This window comes from Comamonas guangdongensis, assembly GCF_041079535.1.
GTDB lineage: Bacteria > Pseudomonadota > Gammaproteobacteria > Burkholderiales > Burkholderiaceae_C > Comamonas > Comamonas guangdongensis.
Window position 1 is genome coordinate 55783 of sequence record NZ_JBFYGN010000024.1, and the last position, 17626, is coordinate 73408.

15 protein-coding genes are annotated in these 17626 nt (G+C 64.5%); 5 read left to right on the forward strand and 10 right to left on the reverse strand.

Going from position 1 to position 17626, the window contains the following annotated elements:
• Positions 1-7: 7 nt before the first annotated feature.
• A protein-coding gene (prfB, locus tag AB6724_RS17750; RefSeq protein WP_369339857.1) for a peptide chain release factor 2 occupies positions 8-1112 on the reverse strand; the annotation gives its coding sequence in 2 pieces (ribosomal slippage) (positions 8-1030 and positions 1032-1112; 1104 coding nt in all).
• A gap of 339 nt (positions 1113-1451) precedes the next feature.
• Between prfB and AB6724_RS17755 the strand changes: the two genes are divergently transcribed.
• Entirely contained in the window at positions 1452-3215 is a 1764-nt protein-coding gene (locus tag AB6724_RS17755; protein WP_369339858.1) for a methyl-accepting chemotaxis protein, read from the forward strand.
• Positions 3216-3224: 9 nt separating this feature from the next.
• Here the strand turns inward: AB6724_RS17755 and AB6724_RS17760 are convergent, their stop codons facing one another.
• The 9 genes from AB6724_RS17760 to AB6724_RS17800 form a co-directional block, all read right to left on the reverse strand.
• Entirely contained in the window at positions 3225-4784 is a 1560-nt protein-coding gene (locus AB6724_RS17760; RefSeq protein ID WP_369339859.1) for an ABC transporter permease/substrate-binding protein, read from the reverse strand.
• Positions 4785-5000: 216 nt separating this feature from the next.
• The gene (locus tag AB6724_RS17765) at positions 5001-6287 is read right to left on the reverse strand and encodes an acyl-CoA dehydrogenase family protein (protein ID WP_369339860.1); all 1287 of its coding nucleotides are present in this window, start codon (positions 6285-6287) and stop codon (positions 5001-5003) included.
• 52 nt (positions 6288-6339) lie between these two features.
• On the reverse strand, positions 6340-7425 hold the full coding sequence (locus AB6724_RS17770; RefSeq protein WP_369339861.1) for a phosphotransferase: 1086 nt from the start codon (positions 7423-7425) through the stop codon (positions 6340-6342).
• Between the two features lie 228 nt (positions 7426-7653).
• Positions 7654-8373 (reverse strand): Crp/Fnr family transcriptional regulator, encoded by a 720-nt coding sequence (locus tag AB6724_RS17775; protein WP_369339862.1) that lies wholly within the window; start codon positions 8371-8373, stop codon positions 7654-7656.
• A 193-nt stretch (positions 8374-8566) separates the two neighbouring features.
• The gene (locus AB6724_RS17780) at positions 8567-10087 is read right to left on the reverse strand and encodes a 3-hydroxyacyl-CoA dehydrogenase (RefSeq protein ID WP_369339863.1); all 1521 of its coding nucleotides are present in this window, start codon (positions 10085-10087) and stop codon (positions 8567-8569) included.
• Positions 10088-10233: 146 nt separating this feature from the next.
• Complete coding sequence (gene thiE / locus AB6724_RS17785; RefSeq protein ID WP_369339864.1) at positions 10234-11175, reverse strand: thiamine phosphate synthase; 942 nt, start codon at positions 11173-11175, stop codon at positions 10234-10236.
• Between the two features lie 3 nt (positions 11176-11178).
• Positions 11179-11982 carry a thiazole synthase gene (locus tag AB6724_RS17790; protein WP_369339865.1) on the reverse strand — a complete coding sequence of 268 codons (804 nt, stop codon included), beginning with the start codon at positions 11980-11982 and terminating at the stop codon, positions 11179-11181.
• A gap of 19 nt (positions 11983-12001) precedes the next feature.
• The gene (thiS, locus tag AB6724_RS17795; RefSeq protein ID WP_369339866.1) at positions 12002-12199 is read right to left on the reverse strand and encodes a sulfur carrier protein ThiS; all 198 of its coding nucleotides are present in this window, start codon (positions 12197-12199) and stop codon (positions 12002-12004) included.
• Between the two features lie 90 nt (positions 12200-12289).
• Positions 12290-13384: an FAD-dependent oxidoreductase gene (locus tag AB6724_RS17800; RefSeq protein ID WP_369339867.1), complete on the reverse strand. Its 1095-nt coding sequence runs from the start codon at positions 13382-13384 to the stop codon at positions 12290-12292.
• Positions 13385-13685: 301 nt separating this feature from the next.
• On the opposite strand from AB6724_RS17800, the gene thiD reads away from it, so the two are divergent.
• The 4 genes from thiD to AB6724_RS17820 all read left to right on the forward strand — a co-directional run bounded on the left by thiD (position 13686) and on the right by AB6724_RS17820 (position 17344).
• Entirely contained in the window at positions 13686-14558 is an 873-nt protein-coding gene (gene thiD / locus AB6724_RS17805; protein ID WP_369339868.1) for a bifunctional hydroxymethylpyrimidine kinase/phosphomethylpyrimidine kinase, read from the forward strand.
• Between the two features lie 48 nt (positions 14559-14606).
• Entirely contained in the window at positions 14607-15002 is a 396-nt protein-coding gene (locus AB6724_RS17810; protein ID WP_369339869.1) for a YkvA family protein, read from the forward strand.
• Positions 15003-15154: 152 nt separating this feature from the next.
• Entirely contained in the window at positions 15155-16117 is a 963-nt protein-coding gene (locus AB6724_RS17815; protein ID WP_369339873.1) for a chromate resistance protein ChrB domain-containing protein, read from the forward strand.
• Between the two features lie 24 nt (positions 16118-16141).
• Positions 16142-17344, forward strand: coding sequence for a chromate transporter (locus AB6724_RS17820; protein ID WP_369339870.1), 1203 nt, complete (start codon positions 16142-16144; stop codon positions 17342-17344).
• The last annotated feature ends 282 nt before the right edge of the window (positions 17345-17626 follow it).

Sequence of the window (17626 nt, forward strand, 5' to 3'; positions counted from 1 at the left end):
GAAAGGATCAGAGGCCTTGCTTGAGCGAGGCTTCGATGAACACGTCCAGATCGCCGTCCAGCACCTTCTGGGTGGCCGAGACTTCCACGTTGGTACGCAAGTCCTTGATGCGGCTGTTGTCCAGCACATAGGAGCGGATCTGGTGGCCCCAGCCCACATCGGTCTTGGTGTCTTCGAGCTTCTGCTGCTCTTCCATGCGCTTGCGCATCTCGAAGTCATACAGGCGCGAGCGCAGACGCTGCCATGCCACGTCCCGGTTGCTGTGCTGGCTGCGGCCGTCCTGGCATTGCACCACGATACCCGTTGGAATGTGGGTCAGGCGCACGGCCGAATCGGTCTTGTTGATGTGCTGGCCGCCCGCGCCCGAGGCACGGTAGGTGTCGGTGCGTACGTCGGACGGGTTGATGTTGATCTCGATGGAGTCGTCGATCTCGGGGTAGACGAACAGCGAGGAGAAGCTGGTGTGGCGGCCGCCCGAGGAGTCGAAGGGCGACTTGCGCACCAGGCGGTGCACGCCGGTTTCGGTGCGCAGCAGGCCGTAGGCGTACTCGCCTTCCACCTTGATGGTGGCGCTCTTGATGCCGGCCACGTCGCCCGGGGTCTCTTCTTCGACAGTGGCCTTGAAGCCCTTGCGTTCGGCGTACTTCAGGTACTGGCGCAGCAGCATGCTGGCCCAGTCGCAGGCTTCGGTGCCACCGGCGCCGGCCTGGATGTCGATGAAGCAGTTGAGCGGATCGGCTTCGCCGCCGAACATGCGGCGGAACTCCAGCTCCTCAATCAGCGGCTTGAGCTTGGCGGCCTCGGCCTCTATGGTCTCGAGGCCCGCGTCATCGCCTTCTTCCTTGCTCATCTCGAAGAGCTCGGCGTTGTCGGCCAGCTCGCTGGTGAGCTTTTGCAGCGTCAGCACGACGGAGTCAAGCGATTTCTTTTCCTTGCCCAGTTCCTGCGCCTTCCTGGGGTCGTTCCAGACGGCCGGGTCTTCCAGCGAGGCGTTTACCGTGCGCAGGCGTTCGTATTTGGCATCGTAGTCAAAGATACCTCCGGAGATCTGCCGTGCGCTCGGACAGATCTTGGAGGGTGTTGCCGATAGAGTTGACGCGTTCTGCTTCCATGTTGGATCCGTTGTGTTCTTGCTGAGAAATAACCTCTGATTTTCTCATGCCAAGCGCTGCCGCAGATGCAATGGCCTTTGTCAGGGTCTTTGGTGCCCGCCGCGCGAGCTGCTTGTGGCACTAACTATCCCGCTAATGACCTCATCAGTTTTATTCATGAGAGTTGTTAATTTTTGGTAACAAACGCTGCATAGAATCCACTAGCCCCAGAGTCAGTGGCGTTTTTATCCTAAGTCAGCGGTAACTTGCTTGTAGCCTGGGGTAGTGCGGCATCGGCTCGGAGGCGGCTTTCCCCTGTTGCTTATCTCCGACTCGCAGGCTATTGCGGCGCCCACTCCCATGACTTTCCTTCGCAACCTCAAGCTGGCCAACAAGCTGCTGGCGTCGTTCGTGCTGATTTTGCTCATCAGCGCTGTTTCTGGCCTGTACGGGCTGGTCCAGATCGACCGCGTCAACGCCACGGCCACGGATCTCGCGCATCACTGGATGCCCGCGGCGCGCTCGCTGCTGGACATGCGCTATCAGCTGCAGCGCTACCGCTCGCAAACCATGCAGCATGTGATGACGAACTCCATGGAGGAGATGGCGGTCTACGACAAGAGCATGCCCAAGCTCTGGGACGAGCTGCTCAAGAATCAGCAGCAGTACGCGCAGTACGTACAGACCGACAAGGAGCGCGAGCTGCTTGCCGACATAGGCAAGAACCTGCAGCTGTATGCCGAACAGACGGCCAAGGTGGTGGACCTCTCGCACCGTCTGCTCAATGACGAGGCCGCCGAGATACTGCGCGGCGATGCGCTCAAGATCAGCCGTGCCATCAACAACAGCCTGGACGGCCTGACGGAAATCAATGCCAAGTCCATCGAGGACACCAACCAGGCCGGCGACGATCTCTATGGCGCTTCGCGCTGGTGGATCAGCGCGCTGCTGCTGGGCTCCATCCTGGTCGGCGTGCTGCTGGCGGTGCTGATCGCGCGCTCTATTTCGCGTCCGCTGCAGTCGGCCGTGCAACTGGCGCAGTCGGTGGCCGAGGGCGACCTGAGCGGCAAGATCGAAGTGCACAGCTCCGACGAAGTGGGCCAGCTGCTGCAGGCCTTGAAGGCCATGAACACCAGCCTGCAGCGCATCGTGGGCCAGGTGCGCCAGGGCACGGACTCCATCGCCACGGCCAGCAGCCAGATCGCCAGCGGCAACCAGGACCTGTCTTCGCGCACCGAAGAGCAGGCCAGCGCCCTGGAGCAGACGGCCGCCTCCATGGAGGAGCTCACCTCCACCGTGCAGCAGAACGCGGGCAATGCCCAGCAGGCCAATCAGCTGGCCTCGGCCGCATCCCAGGTGGCGGTGCGCGGCGGCGCTACGGTGGCCCAGGTGGTGCAGACCATGTCGGCCATCAACGAGTCCTCGCGCAAGATCGTGGACATCATCGGCGTGATCGACTCCATTGCCTTCCAGACCAATATCCTTGCGCTGAATGCGGCCGTGGAAGCCGCGCGCGCCGGCGACCAGGGCCGCGGCTTTGCCGTGGTGGCGTCAGAGGTGCGCACCCTGGCCCAGCGCTCGGCCGAGGCGGCCAAGCAGATCAAGCAGCTGATCGACGACTCCGTGAGCAAGGTGCAGGAGGGCAGTCACCAGGTCGATGAGGCCGGCCAGACCATGGACGAGATCGTGATGAGCGTGCGCCGCGTCACCGACATCATGGGTGAGATCTCGGTGGCCAGCCACCAGCAGACCTCGGGCATAGAACAGGTCACCCAGGCCGTGACCCAGATGGACCAGATGACCCAGCAGAACGCGGCCCTGGTGGAAGAGGCAGCGGCCGCCACCGATGCGCTGCGCGGTCAGGCCGCGGCCTTGGCCGAGACCGTGAGCTTCTTCAAGCTGGGCCAGGTCAGTGCCGTGGGCATGAGCTCGCCTGCGCTGGCGCCGGCGAGAGCGGCCATGCCTCAAGCCGCGACCAAGGCAGGGCTTGCAACCAAGCCTCTGGCAACGATGGCGAACAAGCCAGCCGTTCAGGCGCCAGCTGCCAAGCCCAAGTCCATCGCCGAGCCTGCGCCAGTATCTGCACCGGTGTCGGCCGGCGACGGTGACTGGGAAACCTTTTAAGAGTCTCTCTTAAGCACTGCGCCGCAGCTGTCTGTGGCGCAGTGTTCGCTCCCACAGTTCAAAACTCAGCTCGCTGATCAGGGCCAGACCCGCAGCGGGCAGGGCACCGGCCAGCATGAGCGCGCTGTCGTTGAGGGCCAGGCCCGTGACAATGCGCTCGCCCAGGCCGCCCGCGCCGATAAAGGCAGCAATCGTGGCCGTGCCGATGGCAATCGCACAGGCCGTGCGCAAACCGGCGGTGATGGTGGGCATGGCAATGGGCAGTTCCACCCAGCGCATCAGCTGTGGCTTGGTCATGCCCAGGGCCAGCCCTGCATTGCGCAGCCCTGGTGAGACCTCGGCCAGCCCGGCGCAGGTATTGCTCAGAATCGGCAAGATGGAATACGCCGTCAGCGCCACCAGTGCAGGAGCGCGGCCAATCACACCCATGGCGGCAATCAGCACGGCCAGCAATGCCAGCGAGGGGATGGTCTGCATCACGCCTGCAATGCCCAGTGCCAGCGCCCGCAATCGTGCATGCGGGAACAGCAAAATTCCTGCAGGAATCGCAATCAGTGCTGCAGCGCCTACCGACAGCAGCACCAGCAGCAGATGCTGTCCGACCAGGCGTCCCAGATCATCGGCCGCCAGTCGTCGCCAGAGCAGGGCGCCAAAACTGTGGCTTTTTGCAATCTCGTTCGAGGACGGGGCTGCAGCGTCGGCTTTGGTGTCCGATTGCAAAAATCGCTGCGCAATCTGGGCAAAGTCCATGCCTTGCAGCTCGGCCTGGGCATTCATGCGAATCATGGCCGATTCGTCGATACGGCTTTGCAGCGATTGCAGCACGGCCCAGGCGGCGGGCTGGCGTTGGGGCAGGTCGCTGCGGTAGAGCAGTACGGCGTCGTAATGCGGGAAATAGTCCTTGTCGTCCTGCAGCACCAGCAGGCCAAGGTAATCGATCTTGGCGTCGGTGGTGTAGATGTCCATTACATCGATATGCTGCTGGCGTATGGCTTCATAGGCCAGGCCATGGTCCAGGCCCTGCGGCCGAGCCTTGAGGTCATAGCGCTGGGCCAGGCCGGCCCAGCCATCGGCGCGGCCCATGAATTCGTTGGACAGGCCGTAGCGCAGTTCAGGGTGCTGGGCCAGATCGCTGAGTCGCGTGATGCCCAGGCGCTGTGCCACATCGCGCCGCATGGCCAGCGCATAGCCGTTGTTGAAGCCCAGGGGCACGCCCACGGCAAGGCCCTGGGAGGCGAGGGCGCGATTCAGATCGGTCAGTGTGTTCTTCGATGCGTCCTTGACGATTTCCTGCGCAATGGTGCCCGTGTACTCGGCGTAGACATCGATCTGGCCCGAGCGCAGCGCGCCATGGACGATGGCAGTATTGCCCAGGCCCTGGCGCAATTCAGTGCGCGCACCCGCCTGTCGTGCGGTCTGGGCCACGATTTCGGCCAGGATATAGCTTTCGGTAAAGCGTTTGGAGCCCACGCGCAGCGGCTCATTCTGCGGGCTCTGTGCCAGCAGCACCGAGGGCATCAACAGACACCAGGCAGCCAGGACGACGAGCAGTCGGTGGGCAAGCTTCATGGGGGCACTATAGCAAGCAGGGCCAGAGACAGTTTTTTGGGTGCTATGAATAGAGAAGCTGCTGGCGCTGACCCTATCTATGATTTGAATCAAACGGGTTTGAGATTGGGTATCAACAAGCGTCAGCTGCTTGCAAATCGATAGTGAAAAACAAAACACCCCGAAGCTTGCGCAGTCGGGGTGTTGGGGTTGGCTCAGACCAGAAATGCGGGACTATCAGCTGCCGCGCGTGATCGGCACCTCGGCGTGCTTGCCGTAGCTGCCGTGCTTGCCCAGCTCCCACTTGGCGATGGCGTTGCGGTGCACCTCGTCGGGACCGTCGGCAAAGCGCAGCGTGCGCGCTCCCGCATAGGCGTAGGCCAGGGGGAAGTCGTCGCACATGCCGCCGCCGCCATGCGCCTGCATGGCCCAGTCTATGACCTGGCAGGCCATGCTGGGAGCGACGACCTTGATCATGGCGATCTCGGTCTTGGCCACCTTGTTGCCGGCCACGTCCATTAGCCAGGCGGCCTTGAGGGTCAGCAGGCGCGCCATGTCGATCTTGCAGCGCGCCTCGGCAATGCGCTCCTGGGTCACGGTTTGCTGGGCCACGCTCTTGCCGAAGGCCACGCGGCTGGAGGCGCGCTGGCACATCAGCTCCAGCGCGCGCTCGGCCAGGCCGATCAGACGCATGCAGTGGTGGATGCGGCCCGGGCCCAGGCGGCCCTGGGCGATCTCGAAGCCGCGGCCTTCGCCCAGCAGGATATTGCCCGCGGGCACGCGCACATTCTCGAAATACATCTCCATATGGCCGTGCGGCGCATCGTCATAGCCCATGACGTTGAGCGGGCGCACCACACGCACGCCGGGCGCATCGGCGGGCACGATGATCATGCTTTGCTGCGAATGCTTGGGCGCCTCGGGGTCGGTCTTGCCCATGGTGATGTAGACCGCGCAGCGCGGATCGCCGGCGCCCGAAATCCACCACTTGTGGCCGTTGATCACGTATTCGTCGCCACCACTTCCGCTGACTCGCTCGATACGGGTGCAGATATTGGTGGCATCCGAGGAGGCGACCTCGGGCTCGGTCATCGCAAAGGCCGAGCGGATCTTGCCTTCGAGCAGGGGCCTCAGCCAGCGGCTCTTGAGCTCATCGCTGCCGTAGCGCGCAATGGTCTCCATATTGCCGGTGTCGGGCGCCGAGCAGTTGAAGACCTCGGAGGCCCATGGCACGCGGCCCATGATCTCGGCCAGCGGCGCGTATTCCTGATTCGTCAGGCCCGCGCCGTGGTAGCCCGAGGCCTCGGCGCTGTCCACGGGCAGGAACAGGTTCCACAGGCCCGCGCTCTGCGCCTTGGGCTTGAGCTTCTCAATGGTCTGCAGCGGCGTCCAGCGCTTGCCGGCGGCCGTGTTGGCGGCCAGCTCGGCCGCATAGTCTTTTTCTGCGGGGTAGATGTAGTCATCCATGAACCTGAGCAGGCGTTGCTGCAGGTCCTTGGTCTTGGGCGAGTAATCGAAGTCCATGATGGCTCCCTTTTCTTGTGCTGGGCGGTGGAAAAATGTGCTTGGTGAAAGATCAGCTGCGCTGGGCGAAGGACCAGGCCAGCTCGGCCATGGGCCGGGCCGTGTCGCCCGAGGCCTTGGCCTGGGCGCTGGAGGCCGTGCCGGTCTCAACCCGCTTGGCAATGCCTTGCAGGATGGCCGCGATGCGGAACATGTTGTAGGCCAGGTAGAAGTTCCAGTCGCGCTTGAGCGCATCGACATCCTCAATGCCGGTGCGCTGGCAGTAGCGCTGGATGTAATCGGCTTCGCCGGGAATGCCCAGCGCTGCAATGTCCAGGCCCGCGATGCCGCGGCCCAGCGAGGCCGGGATATGCCAGCTCATGCAGTGGTAGCTGAAGTCGGCCAGCGGATGGCCCAGGGTGGACAGCTCCCAGTCCAGCACGGCGATCACGCGTGGCTCGGTGGGGTGGAACATCAGGTTGTCCAGGCGGTAGTCGCCATGCACGATGGAGACCCGACTTTCGTCCTTGGCGCTGGCCGGCATATGGGCCGGCAGCCACTGCATGAGCTTGTCCATCTCGGGGATGGGTTGGGTGATGGAGGCCTGGTACTGCTTGCTCCAGCGGCCGATCTGGCGCTCGAAGTAATTGCCGCTCCTGCCGTAGTCGGCCAGGCCGCGCTCGGCGAACTTCACGCTGTGCAAGGCCGCGATCACGCGGTTCATCTCGTCATAGATCTGGCCGCGCTCGGCGGGCGTCATGCCGGGCAGGGACTGGTCCCAGAGCACGCGGCCCTGCATGAACTCCATGATGTAGAAGGCGCGGCCTATGACCGATTCGTCCTCGCACAGCGCGTACATATGGGGCACGGGCACGTCGGTGCCGGCCAGGCCCTTCATCACGCGGTATTCGCGCTCTATCGCATGGGCCGAAGGCAGGAGCTTGGCCACGGGGCCGGGCTTGGCGCGCATCACATAGCTTTTGTCGGGCGTGATCAGCTTGTAGGTGGGATTGGACTGGCCGCCCTTGAACATCTCCACCTGCAGCGGCCCGGCAAAGCCCTGGACATGGCGGCCCATCCAGGCCGTCAGGGCCTGGGTGTCAAACGCATGCTGATCGGAAACCGGGCGTGTGCCGACGAAATGGTCAAAAGTGCTCATGGAGGCTCAGTCCTTTGTTCGATTTGTGATGGGCAAGGCGCAGCCCGCCACGCCGCATAGATATGCAGCGAGCGAATGCGTGAAAAGGAGAGGGTGTTGCCGCAGAGCGCGGCGAAGAAAACCGAGGCAGGACGGCCAAAGCTGCCCGCTCTTCAAAACTGGCGCGGCCCAACCCAGGGGCAGCGAGCAAGAGCTGCCTCGCGGCGAAGCCGCTCAGGGGGGAACTATTTAGTGATCTGTATCGGCGATGCGCAGCAGCGCCGCACGGTCGCGCACCACCAGGCCGCCGGGCTCTATGCGTATGACTTCCTCGCGCTCCATGGATTTGAGCTCCTGGTTCACGCGCTGGCGCGAGGCGCCCAGCAGCTGGGCCAGCTCTTCCTGGGCCAGATGCAGGCCGATGCGGATCTCGGAGCTGTCCGAGAGGCTCATCACGCCGTAGCTGCGCGTCAGATGCATCAGCTGCTTGGCCAGGCGCGCGCGCAGCGGCAAGGTGTTGAGGTCTTCCACCAGGCCGTAGAGCTGGCGCACGCGGCGCGCGTTGAGGCGCAGGATGGCCTCGGAAAACTCCACATGCAAGGACAGAATGCGCTTGAAGTCGGCCTTGGAGACGCACAGCAGCGTGGTCTCCCCATGGGCGTAGGCGTCGTGGGTGCGTTTGTCGCCGTCCAGAATCGCCACGTCGCCAAACCAGATGCCCGGCTCCACATAGGTCAGCGTGATCTGCTTGCCCGTGATGGAGGTGGAGCTCACCCGCACCGCGCCGCGCGCACAGGCGATCCACTCCTCGGGCGGTTCGCCGCGAGCGCAGATGAGCATGCCATCTTTGAATCGTTTGACGTAAGCGCATCGAAGAATGTCGTGCCTCAGAGAGGGCGAAAGAGATGAGAACCAGCGACCGGAGTTGATCGCCTCACGTTCTTCCATACTAAGAATTGGCTCGTCCATGTTCTGTCTTATGCGTGACTGGTAACCGGCCCATTGTCGCGTGTGGGACCGGCAGCGTCGCAGTTGTTGCCATCAGGGTTGTCACCTGGGTGTCCTTGCCCTGTGCCAAACGGGCTGCGCGGCATGCCGCGGCCATGAAAACGCAAATGCCCGCGGACCGCGGGCATTCACGAAGGGGCGGGCGGACCGGCGCTTAGCGCTCTTCGTGCATCAGGCTCAGGCCCAGCGCGCCGCGGCGGCGCAGCCAGGGGCTGGGGCGGTAGCGCGGATCGCCATAGACGGCCTGCAGATTGAGCAGCACCTCCAGAATGCTGGCGGGGCCGAAGCGGTCGCCCATGGCCAGCGGTCCCATGGGGTAGCCCAGGCCCAGGGTCACGGCTTTTTCCAGGTCGGCGGGGCTGCCTATGCCTTGCTGGCAGATGTCGGCGCCGATGTTGACGATGCCGGAGACCACGCGCTGGGTCACAAAGCCGCCGCTGTCGCGGATCAGGCTCACGGCCTTGCCGTCCCGTGCAAACAGCGCGCGCGCGGCGTCGCGCATATCGCTGCGCGTGGCCGGATTGGTGGCCAGCACGCGGCGGCGCGTGGCGGCGTCATCCACCAGCAGGTCTATGCCGAGGGTGCGCAGAGGGTCCAGTTGCTCCATCAGGGCGACCGTGGTGACGTCCAGGCCCAGCGGGGCGACCAGGATCAGGGCATTGGCCGAAGGCGTCTGGCCGCTCTCCAGCGGCGCTCCCAGGCCCTTGAGCAGATGCAGCAGCTCCTGGCGGCGCGCCGCACGCGGCGAGACCCAGACCGGCGGCAGCTCGGCCACCTCGGGCACGGGCGGCTCGGCCGGCAACTGGGGCCTGCCGTCGTCATAGCGGTAATAGCCCGTGCCGCTCTTGCGGCCCAGCAAGCCCGCGGCCACGCGCTGGGCCGCAATCGCATTGGGCCGGTAACGCGGCTCTTCGTAATACTGGTGATAGATGGATTCGGTCACGGCATGGGTGATGTCCATGCCCGTCAGGTCCATGAGCTCGAACGGGCCCAGCTTGAAGCCGATCTGGTCGCGCAGAATGCGGTCCACGGTCGCAAAATCGGCCACGTTTTCCTGCACGATGCGCAGAGCCTCGGTGGAATAGGCGCGGCCCAGATGGTTCACGAGAAAGCCCGGCGTGTCCTGGGCGCTTACGGGCGTGTGGCCGAACTCGCGCGTGAACTGGGCCAGCCGCTCGCAGGTCGCGGCGTCGGTGGCCAGGCCCTTGACGACCTCCACCACCTTCATCAGCGGTGCGGGGTTGAAGAAATGCCAGCCCGCGAAACGCTTCTGGTTCTTGAGCGCCGTGGCCATGGCCGTGATGGACAGGGACGAGGTATTGCTGGCAATCACGGCGTTTGCGGCCAGCAGCGGCTCCAGCTCGTGCAGCAGCGTCTGCTTGAGGTCCAGCTTCTCGACGATGGCTTCCACGACCAGATCGCAGCCCGCGAGATCGGCCGAGGACTGCACGGCCTGCAGGCGCGCGCCATAGGCGGCCAGCTGTTCGGCATCGAGCCGGCCCTTGGCCGCCAGCGAAGACCAGACGGCTTTGATCCTCTCCACCGCGTGCTGGGCCGCACCCGCACGGGCGTCCAGCAGCAGCACCTGAGCGCCGGCCTGTGCCGACAGCTGGGCAATGCCCTGGCCCATGGCTCCGCAGCCTATCAGGCCGACCTTGGAAAACGTGGCGCTCATTCGATCCACCTTTCAGCATCAAGCGAATGGCAGAGATTATGTGCCGGACGCCCCGTGGTGGCTTGCCGCCGGAATTTCCCGACGAAAAACAGCTGCCGGCGCTTGTCCATGAAGCGCCGGCAGCTATTGGATCGAGAGCGCGAGGCTTAAGCGGCGGCCTGCATGCGCTGCAGCAGCTGCCGGGCTGCGGCCTCCGGATCGCGGGCATTGACCAGGGCCCGGACCACGGCCACCGAACCCACGCCCGTGGCGCGTACGGCGGGGAACAGGTCCTCGGAAATACCGCCAATCGCCACCAGTGGGTACTGCTTCATCAGCCGCACATAGGCGGCCAGGCGCGCCAGGCCCTGCGGAGCCGTGGCCATTTTCTTGAGCGTGGTGGGGAAGACCGCGCCCAGGGCGATATAGCTGGGCTGGACCGCATGGGCACGCACCATCTCGGCATAGCCATGGGTGGAGACGCCCAGGCGCGTGCCCGAGGTGCGTATGGTTTCCAGGTCCTTGGCGGCAATCGTGTCCAGGTCTTCCTGGCCCACATGGATGCCGTAGGCGCCCGCATCCAGCGCGGCCCGCCAATGGTCGTTGATGAACAGGCGCGCGCCCGTGCCCTTCACGGCCTCGACCGCAGCCTTGATTTCGCGGGCCACGGCGGCCTGGTCCTCGGACTTGAAGCGCAGCTGCACCGTGGGCACGCCCGCGCGCGCCATGCGGCCCACCCATTCGGCCGTGGGCAGCACGCCATACAGGCCCAGCTCGCGCGGGCAATGCGCAAAAGCCAGTGCCGGGTCGGAGTTGCTGAGGCCGAAATCGCGCGGATCGTCGGGCCAGTGGGTGGCGTCGAAGCGGTTTGTGCGCTCGGTCTGGCGCTGCCAGGCCTGGGCCAGGGTCTCGGCGTCCACGGCGATAAAGCCCAGCGCACTGCAGGCCTCGAGCGCGGCCAGATAGGCGGGCTCGCTGCGCAGAGCTGGCGGCAAGGGTTGGGGCGTCAGCTCCACCGAGTTGGCGTCGTGGTGCAGCTGCGCGCCGAATGTGGCGCCGTGCTGGTGGATGATGGCCTGTGCCAGGGCGCTGATTTCGGCGGTGTCCATGGCTTATTCCTGATGCCAGAAGGGTGTGCCCAGCACCGGGGTGCTGGGCTGGGCGGCGGTCTGCTCGGCCATGGCCCCCGCGCGCCAGGCCGCATGGCCGGCGTTGACGGCATCGGCAAAGGCACCGGCCATGAGCACGGGGTCCTCGGACAGGGCCACGGCGGTGTTGAGCAGCACCGCGTCATAGCCCCACTCCATCACGGCGCAGGCATGGGACGGGCGGCCCAGGCCGGCGTCCACGATCAGCGGCACCTTCAGGCGCTCGCGCAGCATCTGCATGGCGTAGGGATTCACGGGGCCGCGGCCCGTGCCTATGGGCGCGGCCCAGGGCATGACGGCCTGGCAGCCCACGTCCACCAGCTTCTGGCACAGCACCAGGTCGTAGGTGGTGTAGGGCAGGACCTGGAAGCCGTCCTTGATGAGAATGGAGGCGGCCTCGACCAGATTCAGCGTATCGGGCTGCAGTGTGTAGTCGTCGCCGATCAGCTCCAGCTTGATCCAGGGCGTGTCGAACACCTCGCGCGCCATCTGGGCAGTGGTCACGGCCTCCTGGATCGTCATGCAGCCCGCGGTATTGGGCAGCACGGGCACATTGAGCTTGCGCAGCAGCTCCCAGAAGCTGGCGCCGGTCTCGGCCGCATTGCTGCCCTGGCGGCGCAGCGAGGCCGTGACCATGGCGGGCTTGGAGCGCTCGACGGCGGCTTCGAGAACCGCGGGCGAGGGATAGCGCGAAGTGCCCAGCAGCAATCGGCTGTCAAAACGCTGGCCGTAGAGCACCAGGGCGTCGTCGGAAGTTTGTGTGTTCATGTCTTGTTCTTGCTTGTTCTTAGCCGCCGGTGACGGGCGAGATGACTTCCATCTTGTCGCCTTCGTTCAGCTCATGGGCTGCATACTGGCTTCTGGGCACAAAAACCGTGTTCACCGCCACGGCAAACGGCGGCTTGGCCTGCATTTGCGCCAGCGCATCGGCCACGCTGGCAGGGGCTTGCAGCTCGGTGGCTTGCTGGTTGAGGAGGATCTTCATGGTCTCAGAATCAAATTGGCTGGCGCAAAGTTAAACCCGGGCGCTGCGAAGCTTGCGCGTGCGGCGGGTGCAACAGCTGTGCGCCAAAGTTCAGGCCCGGTGCACGGCCACGTCGAATTCGCGCGCCAGCGCCGAATCATTGTGATCCACCAGTTCCAGCACCACATCCAGCATGGCCGGCGAGATCATGAAGCCGTGGCGGTACAGGCCGTTGATCTCCATGACGCGCGGTGTCAGCAGGCGCACGGCGGGCAGATTATCGGGCAGGGTGGGGCGGCATTGGGTAGCAATCTCCACAATCCGGCCCTCGGCAAAGCCCGGGTGCACGGTATAGGCGGCGCTCAGCAGCTCCAGGGTCGAGCGCACGCTGGCCGGCGACATATCGTCGGACTCGATCTCGGTGGCGCCGATCACGAACAGATGCTCTTCCTTGGGCGCGATATAGATGGGGTAGCGCGGATGGATGAGCCGCGTGGGGCGGGCCAGCGTGACCTCGGGCGCATGGATGCGCACCACCTCGCCGCGGATGCCGCGCAGCTCCTTCCACTGCGTGCGTGCGCCCAGGCCGCGGCAGTCGAACACGAAATCGGGCTGGCCGGCCTCGCCGGGCCGGAAGTCGCCGAGTTCGCGCGGGCTCTCCCAGTGCAGATTCACGCCCAGCCGCTGCAGGCTGTCCACCAGCGCGGCCAGCAGCTGGCGGTTGTCGAGCTGGCCCTCGCCGGGCAGATAGACACCCTGGTTGAAGCGGCCCTGCAGCGCAGGCTCGCAGTCGTGCAGCGCGGCGCCGGTCTTTTCCTCCATGGCCGGCAGGCTGGGGTTGATGCGGCGGTTTTTTTCCAGCAAGCCGAAAAAGCGCGCGGCATCGGCCTGGTCCTGGCGGTGCCAGAGGATCAGCGTGCCGTTCTGCTGCAGAAACACATGTTGCTGCAGCTCGCCTATCAGCTCGGGCCAGCGCTTGAGTCCATGCTGGCCCATGCGCACCACGCCGGGCTCGGTGATCGCCGATTCGGCCAGCGGGGCCAGCATGGCCGCGGCCACGCGCGCGGCCGCGCCATCGCCCTGGGGACCGTGGGCGTCATAGAGGTCGATAGAGTGACCGCGCCGGGCCAGAGCCAGGCACAGCAGCCGGCCCATGAGGCCGCCACCCAGAATGGCAAGCTTTGAAGAGGCTTGTAGCAATGACATGTGCAAATCGTTTCCATCCGCGCACATGGACCGAACGACCATGTGCAGGACAAAACGCGGCATGCCACGCGGCTGGTGAAACTCCCCACGCCAGAATGACCTGGATCGGGTGCAGGGGGCTGGATCCGGCACCTGTCGACACAGGCCTCCGGATGCGCTGAAGACCGCGCAGCCCCAGGGTGTTTCTCAGTCCGCACAGGCCGCTGGCCTGCGGGGCACCCCTGTTTCGTCCGTCAGCGGCATTACAGCACAACCGCAAACACCGCGTATTGACCATGCGCATGGGCGATAATTTTTATCCATGACAGTGACTGCCTCCACCTCTCCCTCCGCTGCAGCGCAAAAGCGCTATGCGCGCGTGCTTTCCATCGCCGGCTCCGACAGCGGCGGCGGCGCGGGCATCCAGGCCGACCTCAAGACCTGCAGCGCCCTGGGCTGCTACGGCATGACGGCGATCACGGCCATCACCGTGCAGAACACGCTGGGCGTGACGGGAATACACGGTGTTCCGCTCGCTACCGTGCGCGGCCAGATCGATGTGGTGGTCGAGGACATAGGCGTGGATGCCGTGAAGATAGGCATGCTGGCCACGCCCGAAGTGGTGCAGGTGGTGGCCGATGCCATCCGCCGCCATAGCATCCGGAATGTGGTGCTGGACCCGGTGATGGTGGCCACCAGCGGCGACCGCTTGATTGCGCCCGAGACCGCGCAGGTGCTGGTCAGGGAGCTGTTTCCGCTGGCCACGGTGATCACCCCCAATCTGGACGAGGCCGCGCTGCTGCTGGGCCGGGACATTGACGGGATCGCGGCCCTGGATGCGGCCGTGGCCGATCTGCTGGAGCTGGGAGCGCCCGCCGTGCTGCTCAAGGGCGGGCATCTGTCCGGCGACCTGGTGATGGACGTGCTGGGCCGTCAGGGCCAGGCTGCCGGCGACTATCTGCGCCTGCAGTCCCGGCGCATCGCCACCCATAACGGCCACGGCACGGGCTGCACGCTGTCCTCGGCGATTGCCTCCTTCCTGGCCCAGGGCCTGGCGCTGGAGCAGGCCGTGACCGAGGCACGCAGCTATATCCTGGGCGCGATCGCGGCTGGCGCCGATGTCTATACCGGCCATGGCCACGGTCCGCTGAATCACGGCTATGCGCCGCGCGCGCAGCTGATTGTCGCGGGTTGAGGTCTGCAGCGCAGACTTTCCCTGCTGTGACTGCCCCCGCCCAGCGGTATGAGCTTTGGCCAATCTCTGAAGGCTTGGGCCAAGCGGATCAAGCGTGATGGCATCACGCTTTGGTTTGCAGGCCAGCATTCCAAGACTCCGTGGTACGCGAAAGTCCTGGGACTATTCGTAGTGGCCTATGCGCTGAGTCCCATCGACCTGATCCCCGACTTCATCCCGGTGCTGGGTTATGCGGATGATGTGATTCTGCTGCCCGTCCTGATCTGGCTGACGGTCAGGTTGCTGCCATCTGAGGTGCTGGCGCAGTGCCGTGAGCAAGCCGATTTGTGGATGCAAACAGCAGGCCTCAAGCCTAAGAGCCGGCTCGGGGCAGTGATGATCGTGGCCCTGTGGCTGTCGGTAGGAGCTGCAGCATGGGTCTGGCTCAAGCCGTATCTGCGCTAAACGGATTCCGAACTTTATGCCGTGAGCAGGTAGGTTGACATCCCGCCGCCATTGGCGATTTATGCCAAAGACCCCAAGGGGCCCGAGCGACACCAAATTGTAGAGATCGCTACAGCATTGCAGCATTCATGACGGAATCCTATGCTTCCGCCATGACTCTCACTTCGGACTCCTGGCTGGCTCTGATCCTCAGCCTTCCGGCCTCCAGCGCTACGCCGCGCATGCGGATCTGGCGCGCCGTCAAGGCGCTGGGCTGTGCCGCCCTGCGTGACGGCGCCTATCTGCTGCCCTTGAAGGCGGAGCAGGCCGTTCAGCTGCAAGCCCTGGCGGACGAGGCTATGCAAGAAGGGGGCCAGGCCTGGCTGCTCCATGTCCAAGCCCAGGACATGGCTGAGCAAGCCGTCTACCAGGCTCTGTTTGACCGTTCGGACGACTATACGCAATGGCTTTCGGACCTGGCCGAGGCTCGCAAGGCACCACCTGGTCTCGGCTCGGCTGAGCTCAATCGCCTACAGCGTCGGCAAGCGCGTGCCTATGACGCCATCCGCAAGATTGACTTCTTCCCCGGCGAGGCCTCGATACGCGCCGAAGCCCTGTGGCGAGACTTCAGCAATGCTATCGATGCCATGCAGTCACCCGGCGAGCCGCGGGCTGTTGCAGGACGCATTGCTCGGCGCGATCGCATGCAGTACCAGGGGCGTCTCTGGGCGACGCGCCGCAATCTTTGGGTTGATCGTGTGGCCAGCGCTTGGCTGATCCAGCGCTTCATTGATCCGCATGCACGCTTCCAATGGCTGGGCGCCCCGGCCGACTGTCCTCACGATGCGCTGGGCTTCGATTTCGATGGTGCGGCCTTCTCGCATGTCGGTGACCGGGTGACGTTCGAAGTGTTGCAGGCGAGCTTTGGGCTCGACGGCGACCGAGGTCTCTCCCGGCTGGGCGCCATGGTGCATGCGCTCGATGTGGGCGGCACATCCACGGCCGAGGCTGCGGGGTTCGAGGCCGTGCTGGCCGGCGCCCGCAAGCGCTGCTCGGGCGACGACTCGCTGCTCGCAGACATAGGCGGAGTTATGGACTCTCTTTATGCGCATTTCTCCAGCCCAGGCAAGCCGTAGCACCCAAGTACTTCAGAGGCGAATATGAACCAGCTCCACACCACGGCAGTGGCCGACACCAGTGCGGCAAGCCCCTCTGGCTACACACTCTGGCAGCTGGTGCGCTACATGCTGGCTCTGGGCACCTGGGGTTTTGGCGGTCCCGTGGCCCTGGCGGGATACATGTACCGCGATCTGGTGGAGAAGCGCCAGTGGATCACGGACGCGGACTACAAGGAAGGCTTGGCGCTGGCCCAACTGATGCCCGGGCCTCTAGCCGCTCAGTTGGCCATCTATCTGGGTTATGTCCACTATCGATTTCTGGGCGCGTCCCTGGTCGGGATCGCCTTTGTGCTGCCGTCCTTCTGCATGGTCGTGGCCCTTGGCGCGGCCTATGTAACTTATGGCGGGATCGGCTGGATGCAGTCGGTGTTCTACGGCGTTGGCGCTGCCGTGATCGGCATCATCGCCATGAGCGCCTACAAACTGACGACCAAGAGCATCGGCAAGGATAAGCTGTTGTGGGTCATCTTCCTGGTCAGCGCGGCCATCACCGTGATCACCAAGTCGGAAGAGGTCTGGCTGTTTCTCGGGGCCGGCGTGCTGGTGTGGTTCTGGCGGGCTCCTCCTGCCTGGCTGACACGCAAAAGTGGCATCAACAGCCTTGTCGCACCGCTGCTCGGCATGTTCGCATTCAGCACCATCGACTGGACCAAGCTCAAGCAGATCGGCCTGTACTTCGCCTACGCGGGCAGCTTTGTCTTCGGCAGCGGCCTGGCAATCGTTCCCTTCCTCTATGGCGGTGTCGTCAAGGAGTACGGCTGGCTGAGCGATCAGCAGTTCGTGGATGCGGTGGCCGTGGCCATGATCACGCCGGGTCCGGTGGTGATCACCACGGGCTTCATCGGCTACCTGGTCACGGGCTTCTGGGGTGCCGTGGTGGCGGCGCTAGCCACTTTTGTGCCTTGCTACCTGTTCACGGTGATCCCCGCGCCATACTTCAAAAAATACGGCAAGCGCCCGGATGTGATCGCGTTTGTCGACGGTGTCACCGCCGCGGCAATCGGCTCCATCGCCGGCGCGGTGATTGTCATCGGCCAGCGCTCCATCGCCGACTGGATCGCCGCAGCGCTGGCGATTGCGAGCGCGGCCATCCTGTGGCGCTTCAAGAAGCTCCCCGAGCCCATCATCGTGGTCGTGGCAGCCGTCATCGGGCTGATCGTCCACCCGTTGCTCACACATGGTTAAGGGCTTCAGCTTGAGTTGACCATCGGCAGCGGTCGAGCCACAAGAGACCTTCGTCCTTGCTTCAAGCCGACACTGCCGCTATTCCAGCCGCCCCAAAATGAGTTTCTTTGACCTTTAAACTAGTCGCATGAATCGACGAAGTCTGGTGTTATTCGCCCTGGCCGCAGGGTTGGCTCAAGTGACCGTGGCCGGTCCGCAGTTTCAGGAAATGACCGAGTGGTCGCGGTTTTTCACAGAAGCCGATGCGCAAGGCAGCATCGTCGTTCTCGATGCCCGAGATAA

Bases quoted from the DNA above. Each gene is read 5' to 3' on its own strand.
- AB6724_RS17770 (WP_369339861.1), bottom strand. From the start codon at position 7,425: ATGAGCACTTTTGACCATTTCGTCGGCACACGCCCGGTTTCCGATCAG.
- thiD (WP_369339868.1), top strand. From the start codon at position 13,686: ATGACAGTGACTGCCTCCACCTCTCCCTCCGCTGCAGCGCAAAAGCGC.
- thiE (WP_369339864.1), bottom strand. From the start codon at position 11,175: ATGGACACCGCCGAAATCAGCGCCCTGGCACAGGCCATCATCCACCAG.
- AB6724_RS17815 (WP_369339873.1), top strand. From the start codon at position 15,155: ATGACTCTCACTTCGGACTCCTGGCTGGCTCTGATCCTCAGCCTTCCG.
- AB6724_RS17780 (WP_369339863.1), bottom strand. From the start codon at position 10,087: ATGAGCGCCACGTTTTCCAAGGTCGGCCTGATAGGCTGCGGAGCCATG.
- thiS (WP_369339866.1), bottom strand. From the start codon at position 12,199: ATGAAGATCCTCCTCAACCAGCAAGCCACCGAGCTGCAAGCCCCTGCC.
- AB6724_RS17800 (WP_369339867.1), bottom strand. From the start codon at position 13,384: ATGTCATTGCTACAAGCCTCTTCAAAGCTTGCCATTCTGGGTGGCGGC.
- AB6724_RS17755 (WP_369339858.1), top strand. From the start codon at position 1,452: ATGACTTTCCTTCGCAACCTCAAGCTGGCCAACAAGCTGCTGGCGTCG.
- AB6724_RS17810 (WP_369339869.1), top strand. From the start codon at position 14,607: ATGAGCTTTGGCCAATCTCTGAAGGCTTGGGCCAAGCGGATCAAGCGT.
- AB6724_RS17760 (WP_369339859.1), bottom strand. From the start codon at position 4,784: ATGAAGCTTGCCCACCGACTGCTCGTCGTCCTGGCTGCCTGGTGTCTG.
- AB6724_RS17790 (WP_369339865.1), bottom strand. From the start codon at position 11,982: ATGAACACACAAACTTCCGACGACGCCCTGGTGCTCTACGGCCAGCGT.
- AB6724_RS17765 (WP_369339860.1), bottom strand. From the start codon at position 6,287: ATGGACTTCGATTACTCGCCCAAGACCAAGGACCTGCAGCAACGCCTG.
- AB6724_RS17820 (WP_369339870.1), top strand. From the start codon at position 16,142: ATGAACCAGCTCCACACCACGGCAGTGGCCGACACCAGTGCGGCAAGC.
- AB6724_RS17775 (WP_369339862.1), bottom strand. From the start codon at position 8,373: ATGGACGAGCCAATTCTTAGTATGGAAGAACGTGAGGCGATCAACTCC.